This is a genomic window from uncultured Roseovarius sp. (assembly GCF_913057115.1).
GTDB lineage: Bacteria > Pseudomonadota > Alphaproteobacteria > Rhodobacterales > Rhodobacteraceae > Roseovarius.
Genome location: NZ_CAJXNN010000003.1, coordinates 28,932 through 47,139, shown reverse-complemented (window position 1 = coordinate 47,139; position 18,208 = coordinate 28,932). Strand labels below are relative to the sequence as shown.

General features: G+C 62.4%; 19 protein-coding genes. 10 read left to right on the top strand and 9 right to left on the bottom strand.

Translation table 11 applies throughout. From position 1 onward, the window contains the following. The 7 genes from QZ498_RS02235 (at nucleotide 1) to QZ498_RS02205 (ending at nucleotide 5,050) form a co-directional block, all read left to right on the top strand. Nucleotides 1-897 carry a helix-turn-helix transcriptional regulator gene (locus tag QZ498_RS02235; protein ID WP_294619800.1) on the top strand — a complete coding sequence of 299 codons (897 nt, stop codon included), beginning with the start codon at nucleotides 1-3 and terminating at the stop codon, nucleotides 895-897. Between the two features lie 89 nt (nucleotides 898-986). Further along, entirely contained in the window at nucleotides 987-1,550 is a 564-nt protein-coding gene (locus QZ498_RS02230) for a NifU family protein (RefSeq protein WP_294619798.1), read from the top strand. Then, entirely contained in the window at nucleotides 1,540-2,130 is a 591-nt protein-coding gene (gene tsaB, locus QZ498_RS02225) for a tRNA (adenosine(37)-N6)-threonylcarbamoyltransferase complex dimerization subunit type 1 TsaB (RefSeq protein WP_294619796.1), read from the top strand. Before QZ498_RS02230 ends, tsaB begins: the two co-directional genes overlap by 11 nt. Then, on the top strand, nucleotides 2,120-2,533 hold the full coding sequence (locus QZ498_RS02220; protein ID WP_294619794.1) for a GNAT family N-acetyltransferase: 414 nt from the start codon (nucleotides 2,120-2,122) through the stop codon (nucleotides 2,531-2,533). The genes tsaB and QZ498_RS02220 overlap by 11 nt, the downstream gene beginning before the upstream one ends. Nucleotides 2,534-2,617: 84 nt before the next feature. Continuing rightward, nucleotides 2,618-3,253: a LysE family translocator gene (locus QZ498_RS02215; RefSeq protein WP_294619792.1), complete on the top strand. Its 636-nt coding sequence runs from the start codon at nucleotides 2,618-2,620 to the stop codon at nucleotides 3,251-3,253. 124 nt (nucleotides 3,254-3,377) lie between these two features. Continuing rightward, entirely contained in the window at nucleotides 3,378-4,292 is a 915-nt protein-coding gene (locus tag QZ498_RS02210; RefSeq protein ID WP_294619790.1) for a sulfite exporter TauE/SafE family protein, read from the top strand. Between the two features lie 2 nt (nucleotides 4,293-4,294). After that, on the top strand, nucleotides 4,295-5,050 hold the full coding sequence (locus QZ498_RS02205; RefSeq protein WP_294619788.1) for a TIGR02186 family protein: 756 nt from the start codon (nucleotides 4,295-4,297) through the stop codon (nucleotides 5,048-5,050). A 141-nt stretch (nucleotides 5,051-5,191) separates the two neighbouring features. Here QZ498_RS02205 and QZ498_RS02200 read toward each other — a convergent pair whose 3' ends face one another. From QZ498_RS02200 to QZ498_RS02185, 4 genes are all read right to left on the bottom strand, one after another. Beyond that, nucleotides 5,192-5,905, bottom strand: a complete 714-nt coding sequence (locus QZ498_RS02200; RefSeq protein WP_294619786.1) for an SDR family oxidoreductase — start codon at nucleotides 5,903-5,905, stop codon at nucleotides 5,192-5,194. Next, nucleotides 5,902-7,425 (bottom strand): AAA family ATPase, encoded by a 1,524-nt coding sequence (locus QZ498_RS02195; protein WP_294619784.1) that lies wholly within the window; start codon nucleotides 7,423-7,425, stop codon nucleotides 5,902-5,904. The genes QZ498_RS02200 and QZ498_RS02195 overlap by 4 nt, the downstream gene beginning before the upstream one ends. Nucleotides 7,426-7,589: 164 nt before the next feature. Further along, nucleotides 7,590-8,879 (bottom strand): crotonyl-CoA carboxylase/reductase, encoded by a 1,290-nt coding sequence (gene ccrA / locus QZ498_RS02190; protein WP_294619781.1) that lies wholly within the window; start codon nucleotides 8,877-8,879, stop codon nucleotides 7,590-7,592. Between the two features lie 142 nt (nucleotides 8,880-9,021). Further along, complete coding sequence (locus QZ498_RS02185; protein WP_294619779.1) at nucleotides 9,022-10,392, bottom strand: 1-acyl-sn-glycerol-3-phosphate acyltransferase; 1,371 nt, start codon at nucleotides 10,390-10,392, stop codon at nucleotides 9,022-9,024. Nucleotides 10,393-10,529: 137 nt separating this feature from the next. Here QZ498_RS02185 and QZ498_RS02180 point away from each other — a divergent pair, with 137 nt between their 5' ends. Continuing rightward, on the top strand, nucleotides 10,530-12,509 hold the full coding sequence (locus tag QZ498_RS02180; RefSeq protein ID WP_294619777.1) for a protein meaA: 1,980 nt from the start codon (nucleotides 10,530-10,532) through the stop codon (nucleotides 12,507-12,509). 69 nt (nucleotides 12,510-12,578) lie between these two features. Here QZ498_RS02180 and QZ498_RS02175 read toward each other — a convergent pair whose 3' ends face one another. After that, entirely contained in the window at nucleotides 12,579-12,995 is a 417-nt protein-coding gene (locus tag QZ498_RS02175) for a DUF4168 domain-containing protein (protein ID WP_294619775.1), read from the bottom strand. A 302-nt stretch (nucleotides 12,996-13,297) separates the two neighbouring features. On the opposite strand from QZ498_RS02175, the gene QZ498_RS02170 reads away from it, so the two are divergent. Both QZ498_RS02170 and deoD read left to right on the top strand, forming a co-directional pair. After that, the gene (locus QZ498_RS02170; protein WP_294619773.1) at nucleotides 13,298-13,744 is read left to right on the top strand and encodes a GNAT family N-acetyltransferase; all 447 of its coding nucleotides are present in this window, start codon (nucleotides 13,298-13,300) and stop codon (nucleotides 13,742-13,744) included. Continuing rightward, nucleotides 13,741-14,448, top strand: a complete 708-nt coding sequence (deoD, locus tag QZ498_RS02165) for a purine-nucleoside phosphorylase (RefSeq protein WP_294619771.1) — start codon at nucleotides 13,741-13,743, stop codon at nucleotides 14,446-14,448. Before QZ498_RS02170 ends, deoD begins: the two co-directional genes overlap by 4 nt. Nucleotides 14,449-14,613: 165 nt before the next feature. Here deoD and QZ498_RS02160 read toward each other — a convergent pair whose 3' ends face one another. From QZ498_RS02160 to QZ498_RS02145, 4 genes are read right to left on the bottom strand one after another with little or no spacing between them, the layout of a single operon-like run. Beyond that, nucleotides 14,614-15,888, bottom strand: coding sequence for an acetylornithine deacetylase/succinyl-diaminopimelate desuccinylase family protein (locus QZ498_RS02160; protein WP_294619770.1), 1,275 nt, complete (start codon nucleotides 15,886-15,888; stop codon nucleotides 14,614-14,616). A gap of 3 nt (nucleotides 15,889-15,891) precedes the next feature. Continuing rightward, nucleotides 15,892-17,010: a CaiB/BaiF CoA-transferase family protein gene (locus QZ498_RS02155; RefSeq protein ID WP_294619767.1), complete on the bottom strand. Its 1,119-nt coding sequence runs from the start codon at nucleotides 17,008-17,010 to the stop codon at nucleotides 15,892-15,894. Further along, entirely contained in the window at nucleotides 17,007-17,681 is a 675-nt protein-coding gene (locus QZ498_RS02150; RefSeq protein WP_294619765.1) for a DsbA family protein, read from the bottom strand. Before QZ498_RS02150 ends, QZ498_RS02155 begins: the two co-directional genes overlap by 4 nt. Nucleotides 17,682-17,696: 15 nt before the next feature. After that, on the bottom strand, nucleotides 17,697-18,206 hold the full coding sequence (locus QZ498_RS02145; RefSeq protein ID WP_294619764.1) for a DUF721 domain-containing protein: 510 nt from the start codon (nucleotides 18,204-18,206) through the stop codon (nucleotides 17,697-17,699). Nucleotides 18,207-18,208 lie beyond the last annotated feature (2 nt).

Genomic DNA, 18,208 nt, shown 5'->3' with positions numbered 1-18,208 from the left:
ATGAGTGAGCCTGCCTTTCCCGACCACGAGTATCTGACGGTCAAGGAACTGGCCGAATTGCTGCGCCTCAAGGAGCGCAAGATTTACGATCTTGCGGCGAGTGGCCAAGTGCCCTGCTCGCGGGCGACCGGCAAACTGCTGTTTCCAGCCGGAGAAATCAGGGCGTGGATCGAAGGGGCAACCTCGGGTGGGGTTGAGGCGGCGGCACCCGCCACGCCGCGCCCGCCGATCCTGTTGGGCAGTCACGATCCGCTATTGGATTGGGCCGTGCGGCAATCGCAATGCGGATTGGCCAGTTTCTATGACGGGTCGCGCGATGGGGTGGAGCGGTTCGCCCGGGGCGAGGGCATGGCGGCGGGCCTGCATATCCACGATGCGGCCAGCGATAGTTGGAACATCCCGGCGGTGCGCGAGATGGCCGGGGGCCTGAACGCGGTGCTTTTGGGCTTTGCCACGCGGCGGCGCGGGTTGGTGTTTCGCGCAGGCGAGTCCACGCCCAAGGATCTGGACGATTTGCAAGGTCTGCGGCTGGTGCCACGGCAGGCGGGGTCGGGAACCGATACCTTGTTGCGTGGCCTTGCCGCGAAGGCCGGGTTGGATTTGTCCGGCGTGATGCAGGCCGAGGTGGCCCGGACCGAGGATGACGCGGTTGAGGCCGTGCGGCGCGGCGAGGGCGACGTGGCCTTTGGCCTTGAAGCCGTGGCGCGGAATTATGGGTTGGAGTTTGCGCCTGTGGTGGAGGAGCAGTTTGCCCTGCTGGTGGATCGCAAGGCGTGGTTCGAGCCGCAAATGCAGGCGCTTATGCGCTTCCTGTCCAGCCCGGAGTTCGCGGCGCGTGCGGAAAGTTATGGCGGCTATGACATTGCCGCCTGTGGCACGGTTTTGTGGAACGCCTGAGCGCATCCGGCGAACTTTAGAATCATTCCAAACCTTGACACTCCGGCGCCCCGCGCGCATATCTGGAGTAACCGAGAGAGGGCGCGATCATGTTCATTCAAACCGAATCCACACCCAACCCCGCAACGCTGAAATTCCTGCCCGGTCAAACCGTGCTGGAGGCTGGCACCGCCGATTTCCCCAGTGCCGAGGGCGCGGAAAAATCGCCGCTGGCCGAGCGTATCTTCAAGGTGCAAGGCGTGACGGGTGTGTTCTTTGGCAATGATTTCGTCACCGTCACCAAGGGCGACGACACCGAATGGGACCACATGAAACCCGCCATCCTTGGCGCGATCATGGAGCATTACCAATCGGGTCAGCCGGTGATGACCGGTGAGGCCGAGGCCCCGTCGGGCCATGCCGAGCATGACGGCGAGGATGGCGAGATTGTTGGCCAGATCAAGGAATTGCTGGACACCCGCGTGCGCCCCGCCGTGGCCCAGGATGGTGGCGATATCACCTTCCACGGGTTCGAGCGTGGCGTTGTTTACCTGCATATGCAGGGCGCTTGCGCGGGCTGCCCCTCGTCCACCATCACCCTGAAGATGGGTATCGAAAACCTGCTGCGCCACTATATCCCCGAAGTGACCGAGGTGCGCCCCGTTGGGGTCTGAGCCTCTAACACTGGCGTTTGACACATCGGCCGCGCATTGCGCGGCCGCTTTGCTGTCGGGTGATCGGGTGTTGGTGGTGCGCCACGAGGAAATGGGCCGCGGACAGGCCGAGCGCCTGATGCCGCTGCTGGAGGAGGTCTTGGCCGAGGGCGGGGCCACATGGCGCGACCTTGCCCGCATTGGCGTTGGTGTCGGGCCGGGGAATTTTACCGGTATTCGGATTGCCGTGTCGGCCGCGCGGGGGCTGGCCCTGTCGCTGGGCATTCCGGCGGTGGGCGTCAATGGCTTCGAGGCGATTGCCTTGGGCGCGCCCGAGGGGCATTTGCCCGCCCTGCCCGCGCCGCGCGATCAGCTTTATGTGCAGCCTTTGGGGGGTGCACCGCGTCTTTTGCCGCGCGCGGAAGCCGAGGCGCTTGGCCCCTTGGCCCATGCCCCCGCACCCAGCGAGTTTGCCACGGCCATCGCCCGGATTGCGCAAGCCGCGCCCAAAGGCACCCCGCCCCCCGCGCCACTGTACCTCAAGCCCGCTGATGCGGCCCCGGCGCGCGATGCGCCGCCGAAAATCCTTGATGACGCCTGAGCAAATGGCCCAATGCCACGCGCGCGCCTTCGACGGGCGTGGGCAGGTTTGGGTCGCGCGGGAGATCGCGGAGCTGCTAAACTCACCGCATGTTTTCGCCCTGGGCGATGCGCGCTGCTTCGCCATTGGCCGCGTGGTGGCCGGGGAAGCGGAATTGCTGACGCTGGCCTGTGATCCGGCACATCAGCGGCAAGGGTTGGGCCGGGCCTGTTTGGCGGATTTCGAGGCCGAGGCACGCGCAGCCGGGGCCGAAGAATTTTTCCTTGAGGTGGCCGAGGATAACAGTGCCGCCCAAGCGCTGTATCTGAGCGAAGGGTATTTCGAAGCCGCCCGGCGCAAGGCCTATTACCCACGCCAAGGGGCCGCCCCGGTGGATGCCCTGATCCTGCGCAAATCGGCCTGATGGTTCGACCTTTATCGGAATGATTGCTCTGGACAGCGCCGCGCCCTGCGCCGATCTTCTCCTGACACCACAAGGAGAGGCGCCATGCCCGAGATCATCCCTTACCTGCCCGGTTTCATCGCCGCCTATGCCATCCTGCTGGTGGGGGCCTCCTCGCCCGGCCCGGCGGTGGCCATGTTGGTTGGCATCGCCACCGAGCAAGGGCGCGGCCCGTCGATGGTGGCCTCCCTGGGAATCGCCATGGGCAGCATGACCCTGAACATCCTGACCCTGTTGGGGGTCGGCCTACTTCTTAGCCAAGCCGCTTGGGCGATGAGCGCGCTGCGGGTCGTTGGGGCGGGGTACCTGCTTTATCTGGCTTATGGCGCGCTTCGCAAAGCGCTCAACCCGCCGGTTCTTACCCCCGCCGAAATGGCCCCACGCGCGCCATGGCGGCATTTCGCCCATGGCTACCTTTTACAGGTTACGAATCCCAAAGCCGTGGCCTTCTGGCTGGCCATTGCCTCGGTCGGCGCGGTCGAGGGCGCGGGGCTTGGGGTGACATTACTGTTTGTCGCCGGGGCCTTTACCATTTCCCTTGGCTGCCACGCGGCTTGGGGGCTGGCCCTGTCGGCGCGGCCCGTGCGCGCCGCCTATGCCAAGACACGGCGCGGGATCGAAGCCACCTTGGGGGCATTCTTCCTGTTCGCGGCTTTCAAACTGGCCACATCGGGGCGTTAGGGCTGCAACTGGACCTTCGGAAATCACGAAACATAAGTCCAGTTAACAAGAATTGATCAGGCCTGCGGGGACCTGCGACCGCTCTGCACTTGCAAAATACAGGGGGCTGCGGTTACTGACAGCCATGCAAATCTACCTGCCCATAGCCGAGGTTTCGGTCAACGCCTTCCTGCTTTTGGGGCTGGGCGGGCTGGTGGGCGTGCTTTCGGGCATGTTCGGGGTTGGCGGCGGGTTCCTGATGACGCCGCTGTTGTTCTTCATCGGCATCCCTCCCGCGGTGGCCGTGGCGACCGAGGCAAACCAGATCGTCGCCTCTTCCTTCTCGGGCGTTTTGGCGCACCTGAGGCGCAAAACCGTCGATCTCAGGATGGGAACGGTGCTGCTTATAGGCGGGTTAATCGGCGCGGCGCTAGGTGTCGTGGTCTTCAACTACCTCAAGTCGCTGGGTCAGGTCGATCTTCTGGTCAAGCTTTGCTATGTCGTCTTCCTTGGCATCATCGGCGGGATGATGTTCTTCGAAAGCCTGCGCGCCATTCGCAACACCCGCACGGGCAAGGCCCCGAAACGTAAAAAGCACAATTGGGTGCATGGCCTGCCTTTCAAGATGCGCTTCCGCACTTCGGGCCTGTACATCAGCGTCATTCCCCCCATTCTGGTCGGGGTGGCCGTGGGCATCCTTGCGGCGATCATGGGCGTCGGTGGTGGCTTCATCATGGTGCCCGCGATGATCTACCTTCTGGGTATGCCGACCAAGGTGGTTGTCGGGACATCGCTTTTCCAGATCATCTTCGTCACCGCCTTCACCACCATGCTGCACGCCACCACGAACTATACCGTGGATGTCGCCTTGGCCGTTTTGCTGCTTGTGGGAGGGGTGATCGGCGCCCAGGTCGGGACGCAGATCGGCACCAAGATGAAGGCCGAGCAATTGCGCATCCTGCTGGCCCTCATGGTGCTGGCAGTCTGCTTCAAGCTGGCGCTGGACCTGCTGATCCAACCCTCCGAGCTTTATTCCATCGGCGCAGCGGGAGGGCACTGAAGATGCTGCGTCTTGCCGTCGCCCTCATCTGCCTCGCCCTGCCGCTCAAGGCGGAAGAGGTGGTGCTGGGCCTGTCAAGCGACAAGGTGCGCATCACCGCCACTTTCGAGGGCTCCGATATCCTCGTCTTCGGCGCGGTCAAGCGCGAGGTCGCGATCCCCGAAGAGCCGCTGGACGTCATCGTCGCCATCTCCGGCCCCTCCAAGCCGCTGACTGTCCGCCGCAAGGAACGCAAACTCGGCATCTGGGTCAATACCGACGCGGTTGAGATTGATCGCGCACCCAGCTTTTACGCGGTGGCCACCACCGGCCCACTCGACGAGGTGCTGACCAATGTCGAAGACCTGCGGCACAAAATCTCGATCCCCCGCGCCATCCGCTCGGTCGGCGCGCCGGGGAGCGTGGAAGATGCACAAAAGTTCACCGATGCCCTGATCCGCATCCGCAAGGCCAACAACGCCTACCAGATGCTGGAAGGCGCAGTTGCCCTGGACGAACAGACCCTTTTCCGCACCGCCATCGAACTGCCGGCCAACCTCACCGAGGGCGATTATCGCACCCGCATCCTGCTGACGCGCCAGGGCCGGTTGGTCTCGGATTTCGAAACCGTGATCGACGTGCGCAAGGTCGGGCTGGAACGCTGGCTTTTCACGCTGTCGCGCGAACAGCCCATGCTCTATGGCCTGATGTCGCTGGCCATCGCCATCGCCGCGGGCTGGGGGGCCTCCGCCGCCTTCCGCGTGCTCCGGCAAAACTAACCCTGCCTTCTTCTGGCTCTCAATATCCTCGGGGGTGAATTGGCCAAAGGCCAAGAGGGGGCAGACAGCCCCCTTCCAACGGCACGCCAAAGGCGTGCTTATCCAGCCGCGCCGCAGGCGCGCCCTTTTGGGAACAATCGCTCAGCCGCGGCCGATATAGGGCATCTTGGTGGCCATCACCGTCATGAACTGCACATTGGCCGACAGCGGCAGTTTCGCCATATGCAGAACCGAAGCTGCCGCATCCCCCACATCCATAGTATGCATCTCCGGTTGGCGTGCCTTCAGGTCCGCCACCAGCTCGCTTTCCGCATTGCCGATGTCGATCTGTCCGCAAGCGATATCAAAGGGCCTGCCATCCAAGGACAGGCTCCGCGTGAGGCCCGTCACCGCATGTTTCGAGGTGGTGTAGCAGATCGAATTCTCGCGCGGCACATGGGCCGAGATCGAGCCGTTGTTGATGATCCGCCCACCCTGCGGATCTTGCCCGCGCATCTGCGCAAAGGCCAAACGCGCGGCGATGAACACTCCACGCAGGTTCACGGCCATGACCTGATCGAAATCCTCGACACGCACCTGATCGGGGCTGGCGGCCGGGCCGAAGATGCCTGCGTTGTTGAACAGCACGTCGAGGTGCCCTGCCTCACCGATAAACTGGTCAAAGGCCGCCTGCATGGCTTCGGCATCGCTCACATCGGCGGGCAGCGGGATGGCCTTGCCCTGCCCCGCCGCGATCTCGCGCAGGCGTTCGGCACGGCGCGCGACCAACCCAACGGTCCAACCCTCGGCCAAGAACGCCTCCGCCGTGGCGCGGCCAATGCCCGAGCTTGCGCCGGTGATCAGGATGGTCTTCATGCCTCGGCCTCCAGTTCCAGTGGCGCGGGGGCCACGTGCAAATCATCGGTGCGCAGCGGCCCGGTGGGTTTCGACAGCCGCGCGCGCACCACCCAGTGCAGGCGCTCCTCGGCCCGGGTGATGGCGACATAGGCCAGCCGCTTCCACAAGGGCTGTCCTGCCTCTGTTCGCCCCATGCGGGACGCAGCGTAAAGGTCGGGCGCAAAAACCTGCACATCGCGCCACTGGCTGCCTTGTCCCTTGTGGATCGTCACCGCCGCGCCATGCAGGAAGGTCGCCCCCATGCGCGCGGCGAAGGGAATAAAGGGCTCTTCTTCATCGGGTTTTTCAATCTTCACGATCGACGCGGCCGAGACCTGCGGATCTTCGGCCCCGATGACATGCAGCCGCGAAAAACCCGGTTTGCGCCCCGGCCCCAGATAGATCACCTGCGCGCCTTTGATGAGCCCGCGCGCCTCCAAATCCAGCCGCTTTTTGCGGTGTTTGAGGGGCAGTTCGATGCCATCGCAAATCAGCGGCTCGCCTTCCAAAAGCGCATCCTCGGGCGCGCCATGCACCGCCCGGAAGGCATTGATCAGCCGGATGCGCGTGGCATTGCGCCAGACCAGCACGGGCGAGCGCGCCATCAGGTCCACCTCGACCCGCTGCGCCCATTGCACGCGGTCGTCTCGGGCAGCCTTGTCTTCAACCATGCGCTCGAAATCTTCGAACCCCACCTCGGGGTCGGAAAGCGCGTGGGCAAGGTCCAGAATGGGGTTGTCGGCGTCTTGGCGGTGGATGCGATGCAGGGTCAGAATGGCAGGCTCGGGGAGTTTTTCGAACACCATGGAGCCGGATTGATTGACCGGGGCCAACTGCGCCGGGTCGCCAAAGAGGATCAGGTTCGGAAAGATTTCCTGCAAGTCTTCGAACTGGCGGTCATCCAGCATCGAGGCTTCATCGACAAACCCCACATCCAGCGGCTCTTCGCGGCGTTTCCAGCCGGTGATGAAATCGCTGCCGCGCAGGCCAGCAGCGGCCAAGGCTCCCGGCACGGATTTATGGGTTTGGTAAAAGGCATGGGCGCGGTCCAGCGCCTCCTCGGTCAGGCCTTCGATCTCGGGGCGCTCGCCATTGCCGGCCAGCCATTCGGCGATCTTTTCATATTCCGGGTCATAGACCGGCGTGTAAAGGATGCGGTGAATGGTGGTGGCGGGCACCCCGCGCATCCGCAAGACGCTGGCGGCCTTGTTGGTGGGGGCGAGGATGGCCAGCGTGCGCCGATCCTTGCGGCGGCGGCCCTCGTAATCGCCCGAGACAATCTCGACCCCGGCCTCGGTCATGGCGCGGGTCAGTTCGGCCAACAGAAGGGTTTTGCCCGACCCGGCCTTGCCCACCACGGCCATGGTGCGCTGTCGCCCCTCTTGTGGCGGGGTCAGCGTGCCGTTTTCCAGATCAATCCCCGCCCCGCGCAAGCCTTCGGCGATGCGGTCATGGGCTTCGGCCTGATCGTGGGAGTATGTGGGCAGGGTGTTTGACATGGCGCGGACCCTACAAGGCGTTGTGGGAAGGCGCCAGAGGCAAGCGCGCTTATCAGGCCTCGCGGCCTTCTGCGCGAAGAACGCCAGTGATGAGCGCCCCCGAAAACGCAAACCGCCCACCACGGCAAAACCGGGCGGGCGGTGCTGTTATTGAGCGCTAAGCCTCAGGCTTTGCCCGCCTCGATCACGTCTTCGACGGTGCGCAGGCCGGACTTGGGCGATTGTACCAGCACGGCCATGTTGCCCGGTTTGTGCTCGTTGCGCAGCATTTTCATATGCGCTTCGGGCAGGTCGGCCCAACCAAAGACCTCGGACATGCAGGGGTCAAGCCGCCGGTCCAGCATCAGCTTGTTGGCAGCCGCTGCTTGCTTGAGGTGAGCGAAGTGCGAGCCTTGCAGCCGTTTCTGGTGGCTCCACATGTGGCGCACATCGAAGGTGCAATTATAGCCGGTCGTGCCTGCGCAGATCACCACCATACCGCCCCGCTTGACCACGAATGTCGAGACCGGAAAGGTTGCCTCGCCGGGGTGTTCGAACACCATGTCCACATTGTTGCCCTTGCCGGTGATGTCCCAGATCGCCTTGCCGAACTTGCGGACCTCACCGAACCATGTCTTGTATTCCTCGCTGCCGACCTCGGGCAGGCGGCCCCAGCAATCAAAATCCTTGCGATTGATCACGCCCTTGGCGCCCAGTTCCATCACGAACTGCCGCTTATCCTCCTCCGAGATGACGCCGATCGCGTTCGCCCCGGCGGTATTGATCAACTGTATGGCAAAGGAGCCCAGCCCCCCCGACGCGCCCCAGACAAGCACGTTCTGGCCCGGCTTGAGGTCATGCGGTTCGTGCCCGAAAAGCATCCGGTAGGCGGTGGCGAGCGTCAGCGTGTAGCAGCCCGATTCCTCCCATGTCAGGTGCTTGGGGCGCGGCATGAGTTGCTGTGCCTGTACTCGGGTGAACTGGGCAAAAGAGCCATCTGCGGTTTCATAGCCCCAAATGCGTTGCGAGGGCGACAGCATCGGGTCGCCGCCGTTGCATTCCTCGTCGTCGCCGTCATCCTGGTTGCAATGCACCACCACTTCGTCGCCGACCTTCCAGCGGGTGACCTTGTCGCCCACGGCCCAGACGATCCCGGCGGCATCCGAGCCGATGATCGCATATTCGGCCTTGTGCTGGTTGAACACCGAGGCCGGGGTGCCGAGGCAGGCCCATACGCCGTTGTAATTGACGCCCGCGGCCATCACCAGAACCAGCACGTCGTGGCTACCCACTTCAGGGGTGTCCACGACTTCGACCTTGAGCGCCTTGTTGGGCTCACCGTGGCGCTCCTGACGGAGAATCCAGCCGTACATCTGCTTGGGGACATGGCCAAGGGGCGGCATTTCACCGATCTCGTAGAGATCTTTTTCGGGCGCGTCGTAGGGCGCGATGCCCGTGTCGGTATCCAGAGCCATGGTCAGCCTCCTAAAATCATCCAGTTGCCGCGATGCAGAATCGCGACGGCAACCCCGAAATATAATCCATCACGCAACAATGCAATGCCATTGGGCGTGTTTTTGTAATTTTATAACCGCGCGAATGCAGAAATTTCCGGCGTCACGCGCTGCGATTGCGAAATAGATGGGCGATGGACTGCGCATAATAGGCCAGAAGATCGCGTTCTTCGGCGTTCACGGTGATCTGGCCGCTCTCCTCCGTGACCAATTGCCGCTTACGCAGATTGCGCAGGCCCACCTCCACCGCGTAGTGCAAATCGCCGCGCGGCAGGTGGACATGCGCCTCCGGCAAGTCCTTCACCATGTGGCCCACGCGTGCCTCCAAGTCTGACTGCGTCAGCGGCCCCTCGGCCTCAAGCAAAGCGCGCGCCACCAGGGGAACGGGCAGTACCGGCACCTCCTCGCCAATGCGTTTCATAAGAAGGCGGGCCAAATCCTTCACCGGGCTGGCGGGGTGCTGCGCCTCGAACGCCTTGAGCGAAACCGGCGCGCCGAAGCTGGCAGCCGCGTAACCGTGCCGATGATAGCGCCCGGTGACCCGAAGCCAGAATTGCTTGAGGATGAAACGCGCTACCACCGAGATACGCGCCCGAAACCGCCGCTCACCGGCCTTGCCTGCGGCGACGAGGATACGATCCTCGAACACCCGGTCATAATTCAGCGCGACCGGCACAAAGACAACATCCCGGTCGGGGTTGGCGCGTTCTTCGACAATATATTTCAAGAGCCCCAGCTTGGGCGGTGCCAACCCGCCATCAAGGCTTAACCCGCCTTCGGGGAAAACCGCCTGCGTCACGCCCCCATCGGTGGCCATGCCCACATAACGCGCCAAAATCCTGCGATAGAGGTCATTGCGGGATTTTCGGCGGATGAAATAGGCACCCATGGAGCGAATGAGCCGCGACAGCGGCCAAACCCGCGCCCATTCGCCCACGGCGTAGGACAGAGCCGAACGTTCGGCGGCCAGCCATGTCACCAGCACGTAATCCATGTTCGAGCGGTGGTTCATCACGAAGATCACCGTGGCGTCGGGATCGACCTTCGACAAGCTCGCCTCGTCGAAATGCCCCAGCCGCACGCGGTACAGGCTACGCGACAGAAACTTCGCCGCCCTGATGGCAAAGCCGAAATAGGCCGAGGCGGAAAACCCCGGCACGATTTCGCGGGCATAGCGCTTGGCCTTTTCAAAGGCCACGTTCTCGGGGATGCCCTCGGCCTTGGCGTGATCGGCCACGGCCTTGCTCACCTCGGGGTCATAGATCAGGCGCTGGATCATGTCATAACGACGGGCCAGCTTGAACGGCTCAATCGGGCGCTCCAACCTGGTGTTCAGCTTGGCCACCACCCGCTCCATCCGCCGCCGAAAGAACCAGCGCACGGAGGGAAACAGAAAATGTGATGCGAAGGTGACTGCCGCGAACGCCACCAGAAGAATCAGTGCCCAAAGCGGCATTTCCACAATTCTGCCCATGACGACAGCAATACAGGGTTTGACGGCGCGGTAAATGGCCCCATGCCGCGATGCAGCGAATTGACAGCGCCACAATCTTCCAGATACATATCCTGGAACGTAACAAAATTGCGTAACTTGAATCACGAGGCCCGCACATGTCGCAGACACAGAATGAGACCCAGAAAGATCGCCCTTGGCTGATCCGGACCTACGCGGGCCACTCCACCGCCAAAGCCTCGAACGCGCTGTATCGTTCGAACCTTGCGCGCGGGCAAACCGGCCTGTCGGTGGCTTTCGATCTGCCCACGCAGACGGGCTATGACAGTGACCATGTGCTGAGCAAAGGCGAAGTGGGCAAGGTGGGCGTGCCGGTCTGCCATCTGGGCGATATGCGGACGCTGTTTGACGAGATTCCGCTTGAACAGATGAACACCTCCATGACGATCAACGCGACCGCCCCTTGGCTCTTGTCGCTTTATATCGCCGTGGCCGAGGAACAGGGCGCGGATGTGTCGAAACTGCAAGGCACGGTGCAGAACGATCTGATCAAGGAATACCTCAGCCGCGGCACCTATATTTGCCCGCCGAAACCCTCGCTGCGGCTCATCGGGGATGTGGCCGAATATTGTTATACCAATATTCCCAAGTGGAACCCGATGAACGTTTGTTCCTATCACCTGCAAGAGGCAGGTGCGACGCCGGAGCAGGAACTGGCCTTCGCGCTGGCCACCGCCACCGCGGTGTTGGACGAGTTGAAACCGCGCGTGCCGGCCGAAGATTTCCCGCGCCTTGTGGGCCGGATTTCGTTTTTCGTGAACGCAGGCATCCGCTTTGTCACCGAGATGTGCAAGATGCGCGCCTTCGTGGACCTCTGGGATGAGATTTGCGCCGAGCGCTATGGCGTCGAAGACCCCAAGTATCGCCGCTTCCGCTATGGGGTGCAGGTGAACTCGCTTGGCCTGACCGAGCAGCAGCCGGAAAACAACGTCTACCGTATCCTGATCGAAATGCTGGCGGTGACCCTGTCGAAAAAGGCCCGCGCCCGCGCGGTGCAGCTTCCGGCGTGGAACGAGGCGCTTGGCCTGCCCCGCCCCTGGGATCAGCAATGGTCGATGCGGATGCAACAGATTCTGGCCTATGAGACCGATCTTCTGGAATTTGACGATCTGTTCGATGAAAACCCGGCGGTCGATGCCAAGGTTGAACACCTCAAGGACGGCGCGCGCCATGAGCTGGCCAATATAGACAGCATGGGCGGGGCCGTTGACGCGATCGAATACATGAAATCGCGGCTGGTGGATTCCAACGCCGAGCGCCTGAACAAGATCGAACGCAATGAAACGGTCGTGGTCGGTGTGAACAAATGGACCGAAGGGGAGCCTTCGCCCCTGATGGGCGAAGATGGCGGCATCATGGTCGTCGATGCGGCGGTGGAAGCCGAACAGATCGACCGCCTGAACGCATGGCGTTCTGAGCGTGACGACGCGGCAGTGAAAGAGGCGCTGGCCGAACTGCGCGCCGCCGCCGCCGAGGGCCGCAATGTCATGCCCGCCTCGATCAAGGCGGCCAAGGCCGGGGTCACCACCGGCGAATGGGCCGCGCAAATGCGCAGCGTGCATGGCGAATACCGTGGCCCGACCGGCGTGTCGGGCAGCCCGTCGAACAAGACAGAAGGTCTGGACGACATCCGCGATGCGGTGGATGCGGTCTCCGACAAGCTGGGCCGCCGGTTGAAGTTCCTCGTGGGCAAGCCGGGCTTGGATGGCCACTCCAACGGGGCCGAGCAAATCGCCTTCCGTGCGCGCGATTGCGGGATGGATATTTCCTATGACGGTATCCGCCTCACGCCGGAGGAAATCGTCAAGGGCGCGATTGAAGACGAGGCGCATGTTGTGGGCCTGTCGATCCTCTCGGGGTCGCACATCCCGCTGGTGGAGGACCTGATGAAGCGGATGCGCGAGGCGGGTCTGGGTGATGTGCCGGTGATCGTCGGCGGCATTATCCCCGACGAAGACGCCAAGCGCCTGCGCGATATGGGGGTCGCCCGGGTCTATACCCCGAAGGACTTTGAGCTGAACACGATCATGATGGATATTGTCACGCTCGCCGACCCCAAGGCCGTGGCCGCCGAGTAAACGGCAGCTATCAGAGGTGAAAAGGCCCGGAGTAAGCTCCGGGCCTTTTTCGTTAAACGGCTGGCAAAATCACTCGCTTTGCGCGGCCTCGATTCTCTTGGTGATTCTGTCGCTAAGCGCCTTGTCGGTTTCCGCAGCCTTGCCGATAGCGACATAGGTTTTTGCATCCATGTCCGTGACATCGTTGACGGCCGCGACCACCGCGTTGTTGGCCTCATTGACCAAGGCTTGGCGTGCTTCCTCGTCCTCTACCTCGGCGATCTTAGGCATATAGTCGGCCCTGACTTGCGACACGGCAAGGAAGGCCGCCACGAAATCTTCAACTTGATTATCCGTCACGTCTTCCGGGGCAATCTGAGGCAGGGCCTCTTGGGCGGTGTCTTGTGCCGCGCTCTCCGAGGCTTCGGTCTCCTGCGCAAGGACCGGCGTGGCAAAGCTGAGCGACAGGGCCGCAAGGGTGGCGGCGATTGGGGTTCTGAAAGTCAAAATGATCTCCGTCTGGCTTGGCATGCCGGAGCTTTATACCCCGACGTCTCTCCTCACGTGGCCCGTCGGCATGCGGGATGCAACCGGCACGGCGGAAAAATGCCCAGATGCGCCCAACGCACGCCCTGTTAACATGATCGGGCCGGGGCAAATGCACCGACGCAATACCGACGTTTTACCGACGCGATACCGAAAGCGGTTTTTTCGTGATTTCAGACAGTTACCCTCGATTCGCGCAGACCCTCTGGCAAACTGCCTCACGGCGCTTTACGCTTTGCAAAACTTCACAGGCGGGATGCCCCATGACCGAGATCACAATTCGCCCCATCGCCCCGGACGACCGCGCCGAATGGGCCGCCCTTTGGACGGCCTATCTGGAGTTTTACGAAACCAGTGTCTCCGATGCCGTATATGACACAACCTTCGAACGCCTGTGCTCGGACGATCATCCCGATCAATGCGGCTTCCTGGCGGCGCAGGATGGACGCCCCATAGGCCTTGTTCACTACATCTATCACCCACACAACTGGCGCCTTGAAAAGGTCTGCTACCTGCAAGACCTCTACGCCGATCCATCGGTACGCGGCACCGGCGTGGGGCGCAAATTGATCGAGGCGGTCTATGCCCAAGCCGATACCGATGGCTGCCCGGCAGTCTATTGGCTGACCCAGGACTTCAACGCCGAGGCCCGCAAACTCTATGACCGCGTGGGCATTCTGACACCTTTCATCAAATACGCCCGGCCATGACGGTACATATCGGGGCGAAGCAGGACCAGATCGCCGAAACCGTGCTGATGCCGGGTGATCCCAAGCGCGCCCAATGGGCCGCGCAGACATTTCTGGACCGCCCGGAGTTAGTGAATGATGTCAGGGGGATGCTGGGTTATACCGGCACATGGCGGGGCAACCGCGTGACGGTTCAAGGCAGCGGCATGGGGATGCCCAGCCTTTCGATTTACGCCAATGAATTGATCCGCGATTATGGCGTCAAAACCCTCATCCGCATTGGCAGTTGCGGCGCGATGCAGGCGCATGTGGCCCTGCGTGATGTGGTGATCGCCATGACCGCCAGCAGCATCTCGACCCCTTCAAGCACCATCCTGCGCGAGGTGAATTTCGCCCCCTGCGCCGATTGGGGCCTGCTCAACGCTGCTGTCACAGCGGCCAAGGCGCGCGGAATCGCGCCGCATGTGGGCGGCATTTATTCCTCGGACACCTTTTATGACGAACGCCCCGACCTGACCGAGCAGATGACCCGCCACGGCACGCTGGCCGTCGAGATGGAAGCCGCCGAACTTTACACCCTCGCCGCCCGTCACGGCGCGCGGGCCCTGGCCGTTCTCACGGTCAGCGACCACCTGCAAACCGGCGAGGCGCTTGACAGCCAAACGCGCGAAAGCAGCTTTGGGGATATGGTGGAAATTGCTTTGGCAGCAGCGTTTCCCGAGTGATTGATCTATTAAAGATGACACTGGCGATAGACCTCGTGGAAAATTGTATGCCTCCGGCAGGAGTATTTAGAGAAAGATGAAGGCTGCGATTCTGACACCTTCATCTTTCCCAAAATACTCTGGGGGAGGCGCCCGCAGGGCGGCGGGGGCAACGCCCCCAAAGGCTCACCCGCCCAGAAGTTCATGCAGCGCCAAGGCCATGACCTCGGCGGATTGCATCATATCCTCGATGCCAACCCATTCGTCAGGCTTGTGCGCAAGGTCCAGAACCCCCGGCCCATAGGCGATGCAGTTCTTCAGCCGTCCGATCCGGTCGATGTGTTTCTGGTCATAGGTGCCGGGGCTGACGACGTAATCGGCTTCGCGCCCCATGACGCTTTCCACCGCGCGCGCCACCGCACTCACCACTGGCGCGTCGCGTTCGGTCATGGTGGGCAACACGCGAAACAACTCTTTGATTTCATAGTCAAATCCGGGCCGCCCCTCGCGCACACGTTCCAGCACGGCGTGGATTTCAGCCTGCACCTCGTCGATGTTTTCCTCGATCAAAAACCGCCGGTCGATCACCATCCGGCAGCGGTCAGGCACGCAGGCCGAGGGCATGCCGGTGTAATCGACCTCCTGTTCAGGCTCGCCACCGTGGATGGAGTTGATGTTGAGCGTGGATTGCCGTGCGCCTTCGGGCACCACGGGCATTTCGGTGCGTTTCTGGGCCAGGGCCGGAAACAGGCTGTCTTCCATTTCCGCCACCACGGCCCCCATGTGCCGCACCGCGCAGTCCCCCAGAAACGGCATGGAGCCATGGGCAATCTCGCCCTTGGTTTCCACCTCGGCCCACCAGACGCCGCGATGGCCAAGGCATATGCGATCCTTGTTCAAAGGTTCGGGGATAATCACGTGCTGGACTCGCGCGAAGTAGCCCTTCTCGGCCAAGTAGGCGACGCCGCCAAAGCCGCCCGATTCCTCGTCCGCCGTGCCGCTGATTTCGATCGTGCCCGCATAGTCGGGACAGGTGGCTATAAAGGCCTCGGCGGCGATGATCGAGGCGGCCAATCCGCCTTTCATATCACAGGCCCCGCGCCCGTAAATCCGGCCATCCTTCACCTCGCCACCGAAGGGGTCGGTGGTCCAGCCGTGGCCCACTTCGACCACGTCGATATGGCTGTTGAAATGCACGCATTGGCCGGGGGCTTCCCCCTCGCGCCGCGCCACGATGTTCCAGCGAGGGTGTTTGTCGCTGTCGCCGATGGCCCCTTCGGCGCGGATCAACTCGGTATGAAACCCAGCGCGCAGCAAGCGGCGGTCAAGGTAGTCGCAAATCTCGCGGTAATTGGCCCCCGGCGGGTTGAGCGTGGGAATGCGGATCAGGTCTTGGGTCAGCGCGATCAGATCCTCGCGCCGCGCGGCGATTTCATCATGAAGGCGCGCGCGGGTGTCCATGACCTAGCCCTCGTTATCTTGGCCCAGTTTGGGCGATGGGCGGGAAAGGTTCAGGTCGGCACCGGAGAAGCGGAAGGGCGAGCGGACACCGGGCACCCCATCCAGATCGACGCGCATGTCACGTGCCTGCACTTGCGGGTCATCAAAGACCTCGGCCAGATCGTTGATCGGCCCGGCGGGCACACCCTTCGCTTCACAGACGGCCAGAAGGTCAGCCTTGGTGAAGGTCCGGGTCCGCTCGGTCAAAAGCGCATCCAGGGCCTCGCGGTTGGCGATACGGGCAGGATTGGTGGCATAGGCCTCTTGCCCCGACAGATCGGCACAGCCCAGCAGCTCACAAAGCCGCGCGAACTGTCCATCGTTGCCCACGGCAATGATGATGTGCCCATCGGCGCAATCGAACACCTGATAGGGCGAAAGATTTGGATGGTAGTTGCCCAACCGCCCCGGGGCCGTGCCGGTAGACAGGTAATTCATCGCCTGATTGGCGGTGACGGACACCGCCACGTCCAGCAGCGCCATGTCAATGTGCTGCCCCTCGCCTGTGGCGTGGCGTTGGTGCAGGGCGGCCAGAATAGCGGTGGAGGCATAGACGCCGGTGAAGACATCGGTCACCGCCACGCCCACCTTGGTGGGCTGGCCTTGCGGGTCGCCGGTGATCGACATCAGGCCCGACATGCCTTGGATGATGTAATCGTATCCGGCGCGGTGGGCATAGGGGCCATCCTGCCCAAACCCGGTGATCGAGCAATAGATCAGGCCGGGGTTCACGGCCTTCAGACTGTCGTAGTCCAGCCCGTATTTCGCAAGGCCGCCAACCTTGAAGTTTTCGATCACCACATCGGCCTCGCGCACCATGGCGCGCACCTGTTCTTGGCCTTCGGGCGTGCGGAAATCCACCGTGACGCTGGATTTGCCGCGATTGCAGGAATGGAAATAGGCCGCTGTGCGGTCGCCTTCCCGGTCGATAAAGGGCGGGCCCCAGTTGCGGGTGTCGTCGCCTGCCGGGCTTTCGACCTTGATCACCTCGGCGCCCAGATCGGATAGTGTCTGACCGGCCCAAGGGCCGGCCAGAATACGCGCCAATTCAATGACTTTCAGACCGGCAAGCGGGGTTGTCATTCCTTGGCAAGCTCCGCCTCGACGATGTCCTTGAGGTCAGCGTAGGACATGTTGGAATGCTGCGTCCCGTTGATCATCAAAGTCGGGGTCGAGTTGATGTCATCGGCCTCTGCATTTTTCTGGAACCATGCCAGAAGAGCGGTCGCCTTGTCCTTGTCCTGCAGGCATTGTTCGACCTGATCCTCGCTCAGACCGGCGGTTTTGCCGATCTTGCGCAGGTTGTTTCCAATCTCAACCGGATCGCCATTGCCGATCCAGTCCTTTTGCTGCTGATAGAGCATATCGGTGATCCCGAAGAACCGCTCTTCTCCGCCACAGCGGGCAACCATCGACGCCCAAAGGCCAAAACGGTCGAAGTAAACGTCGCGATAGATGATCTGCACATCGCCGCTTTCGACATACTCGGCCTTCAGCTTCTTGAAAGGACCGGTATGGAAGGTTGCGCAATGCGGGCAAGTGAAGGACGCGTATTCGATCACGGTGACCGGTGCATCTTCGGCTCCGAGAGTCATTTCGACGATGCCCGAGGTGTCGACCTCGCTGCTGTTTTCCTGAGCGGTCGCCGCCCCCAGAGACACGCCCGGCGAAGTGGCCGGGGTGCTGGCCAGCCAGTAGGCCGCGCCTGCGACGATGGCGAGGGCCGCGGCCCCGATAACGAGTTTGCGTTGCATGTGCTTCCCTTTGTGTCAGCTTTTCGTCTTGGATAGTACGTTCCGCCCCAAGGCTTCAAGCGCATCGCGCAGGCCGCTGTCGCCCACGGGGGCGGCCAGTTCGCTGGCGGTACGGCTCACGCCCGGGTCGAGAGCCTTGGGGGATTGTTGTTTGGGGCGGTGGTCAAAGCTGACCTGCCCCTCGGCAAAGCCGGTGGCGGCGGTTTGGGTGATGCGGATACGCGCGATAGCGTTATAGCCGTAGACCCCATTTACCTTCTCACGCAGCTTTTCCTTTTGCATTTCCAGCATCGGGGCCTGTGCGCCCGTGGTCAAAATGGTCAGCGTCGCGCCAAACCCCTGACGGCCGTATTTCACGTCCACGGGCCGGGCGATAGCGGCCAGGTCCTCGCCCACGATCTCGGGCCAATGGGTCAGGAGCCGCGATTGCGCGAAGCCACGGGTTTCCGAGGCCCGGCGGATGCGGTCCTGCAACAGCTTCGCGGTGCGTTTGAAACCACGGGTGGTGGAATCGCGGGCGGGCATGG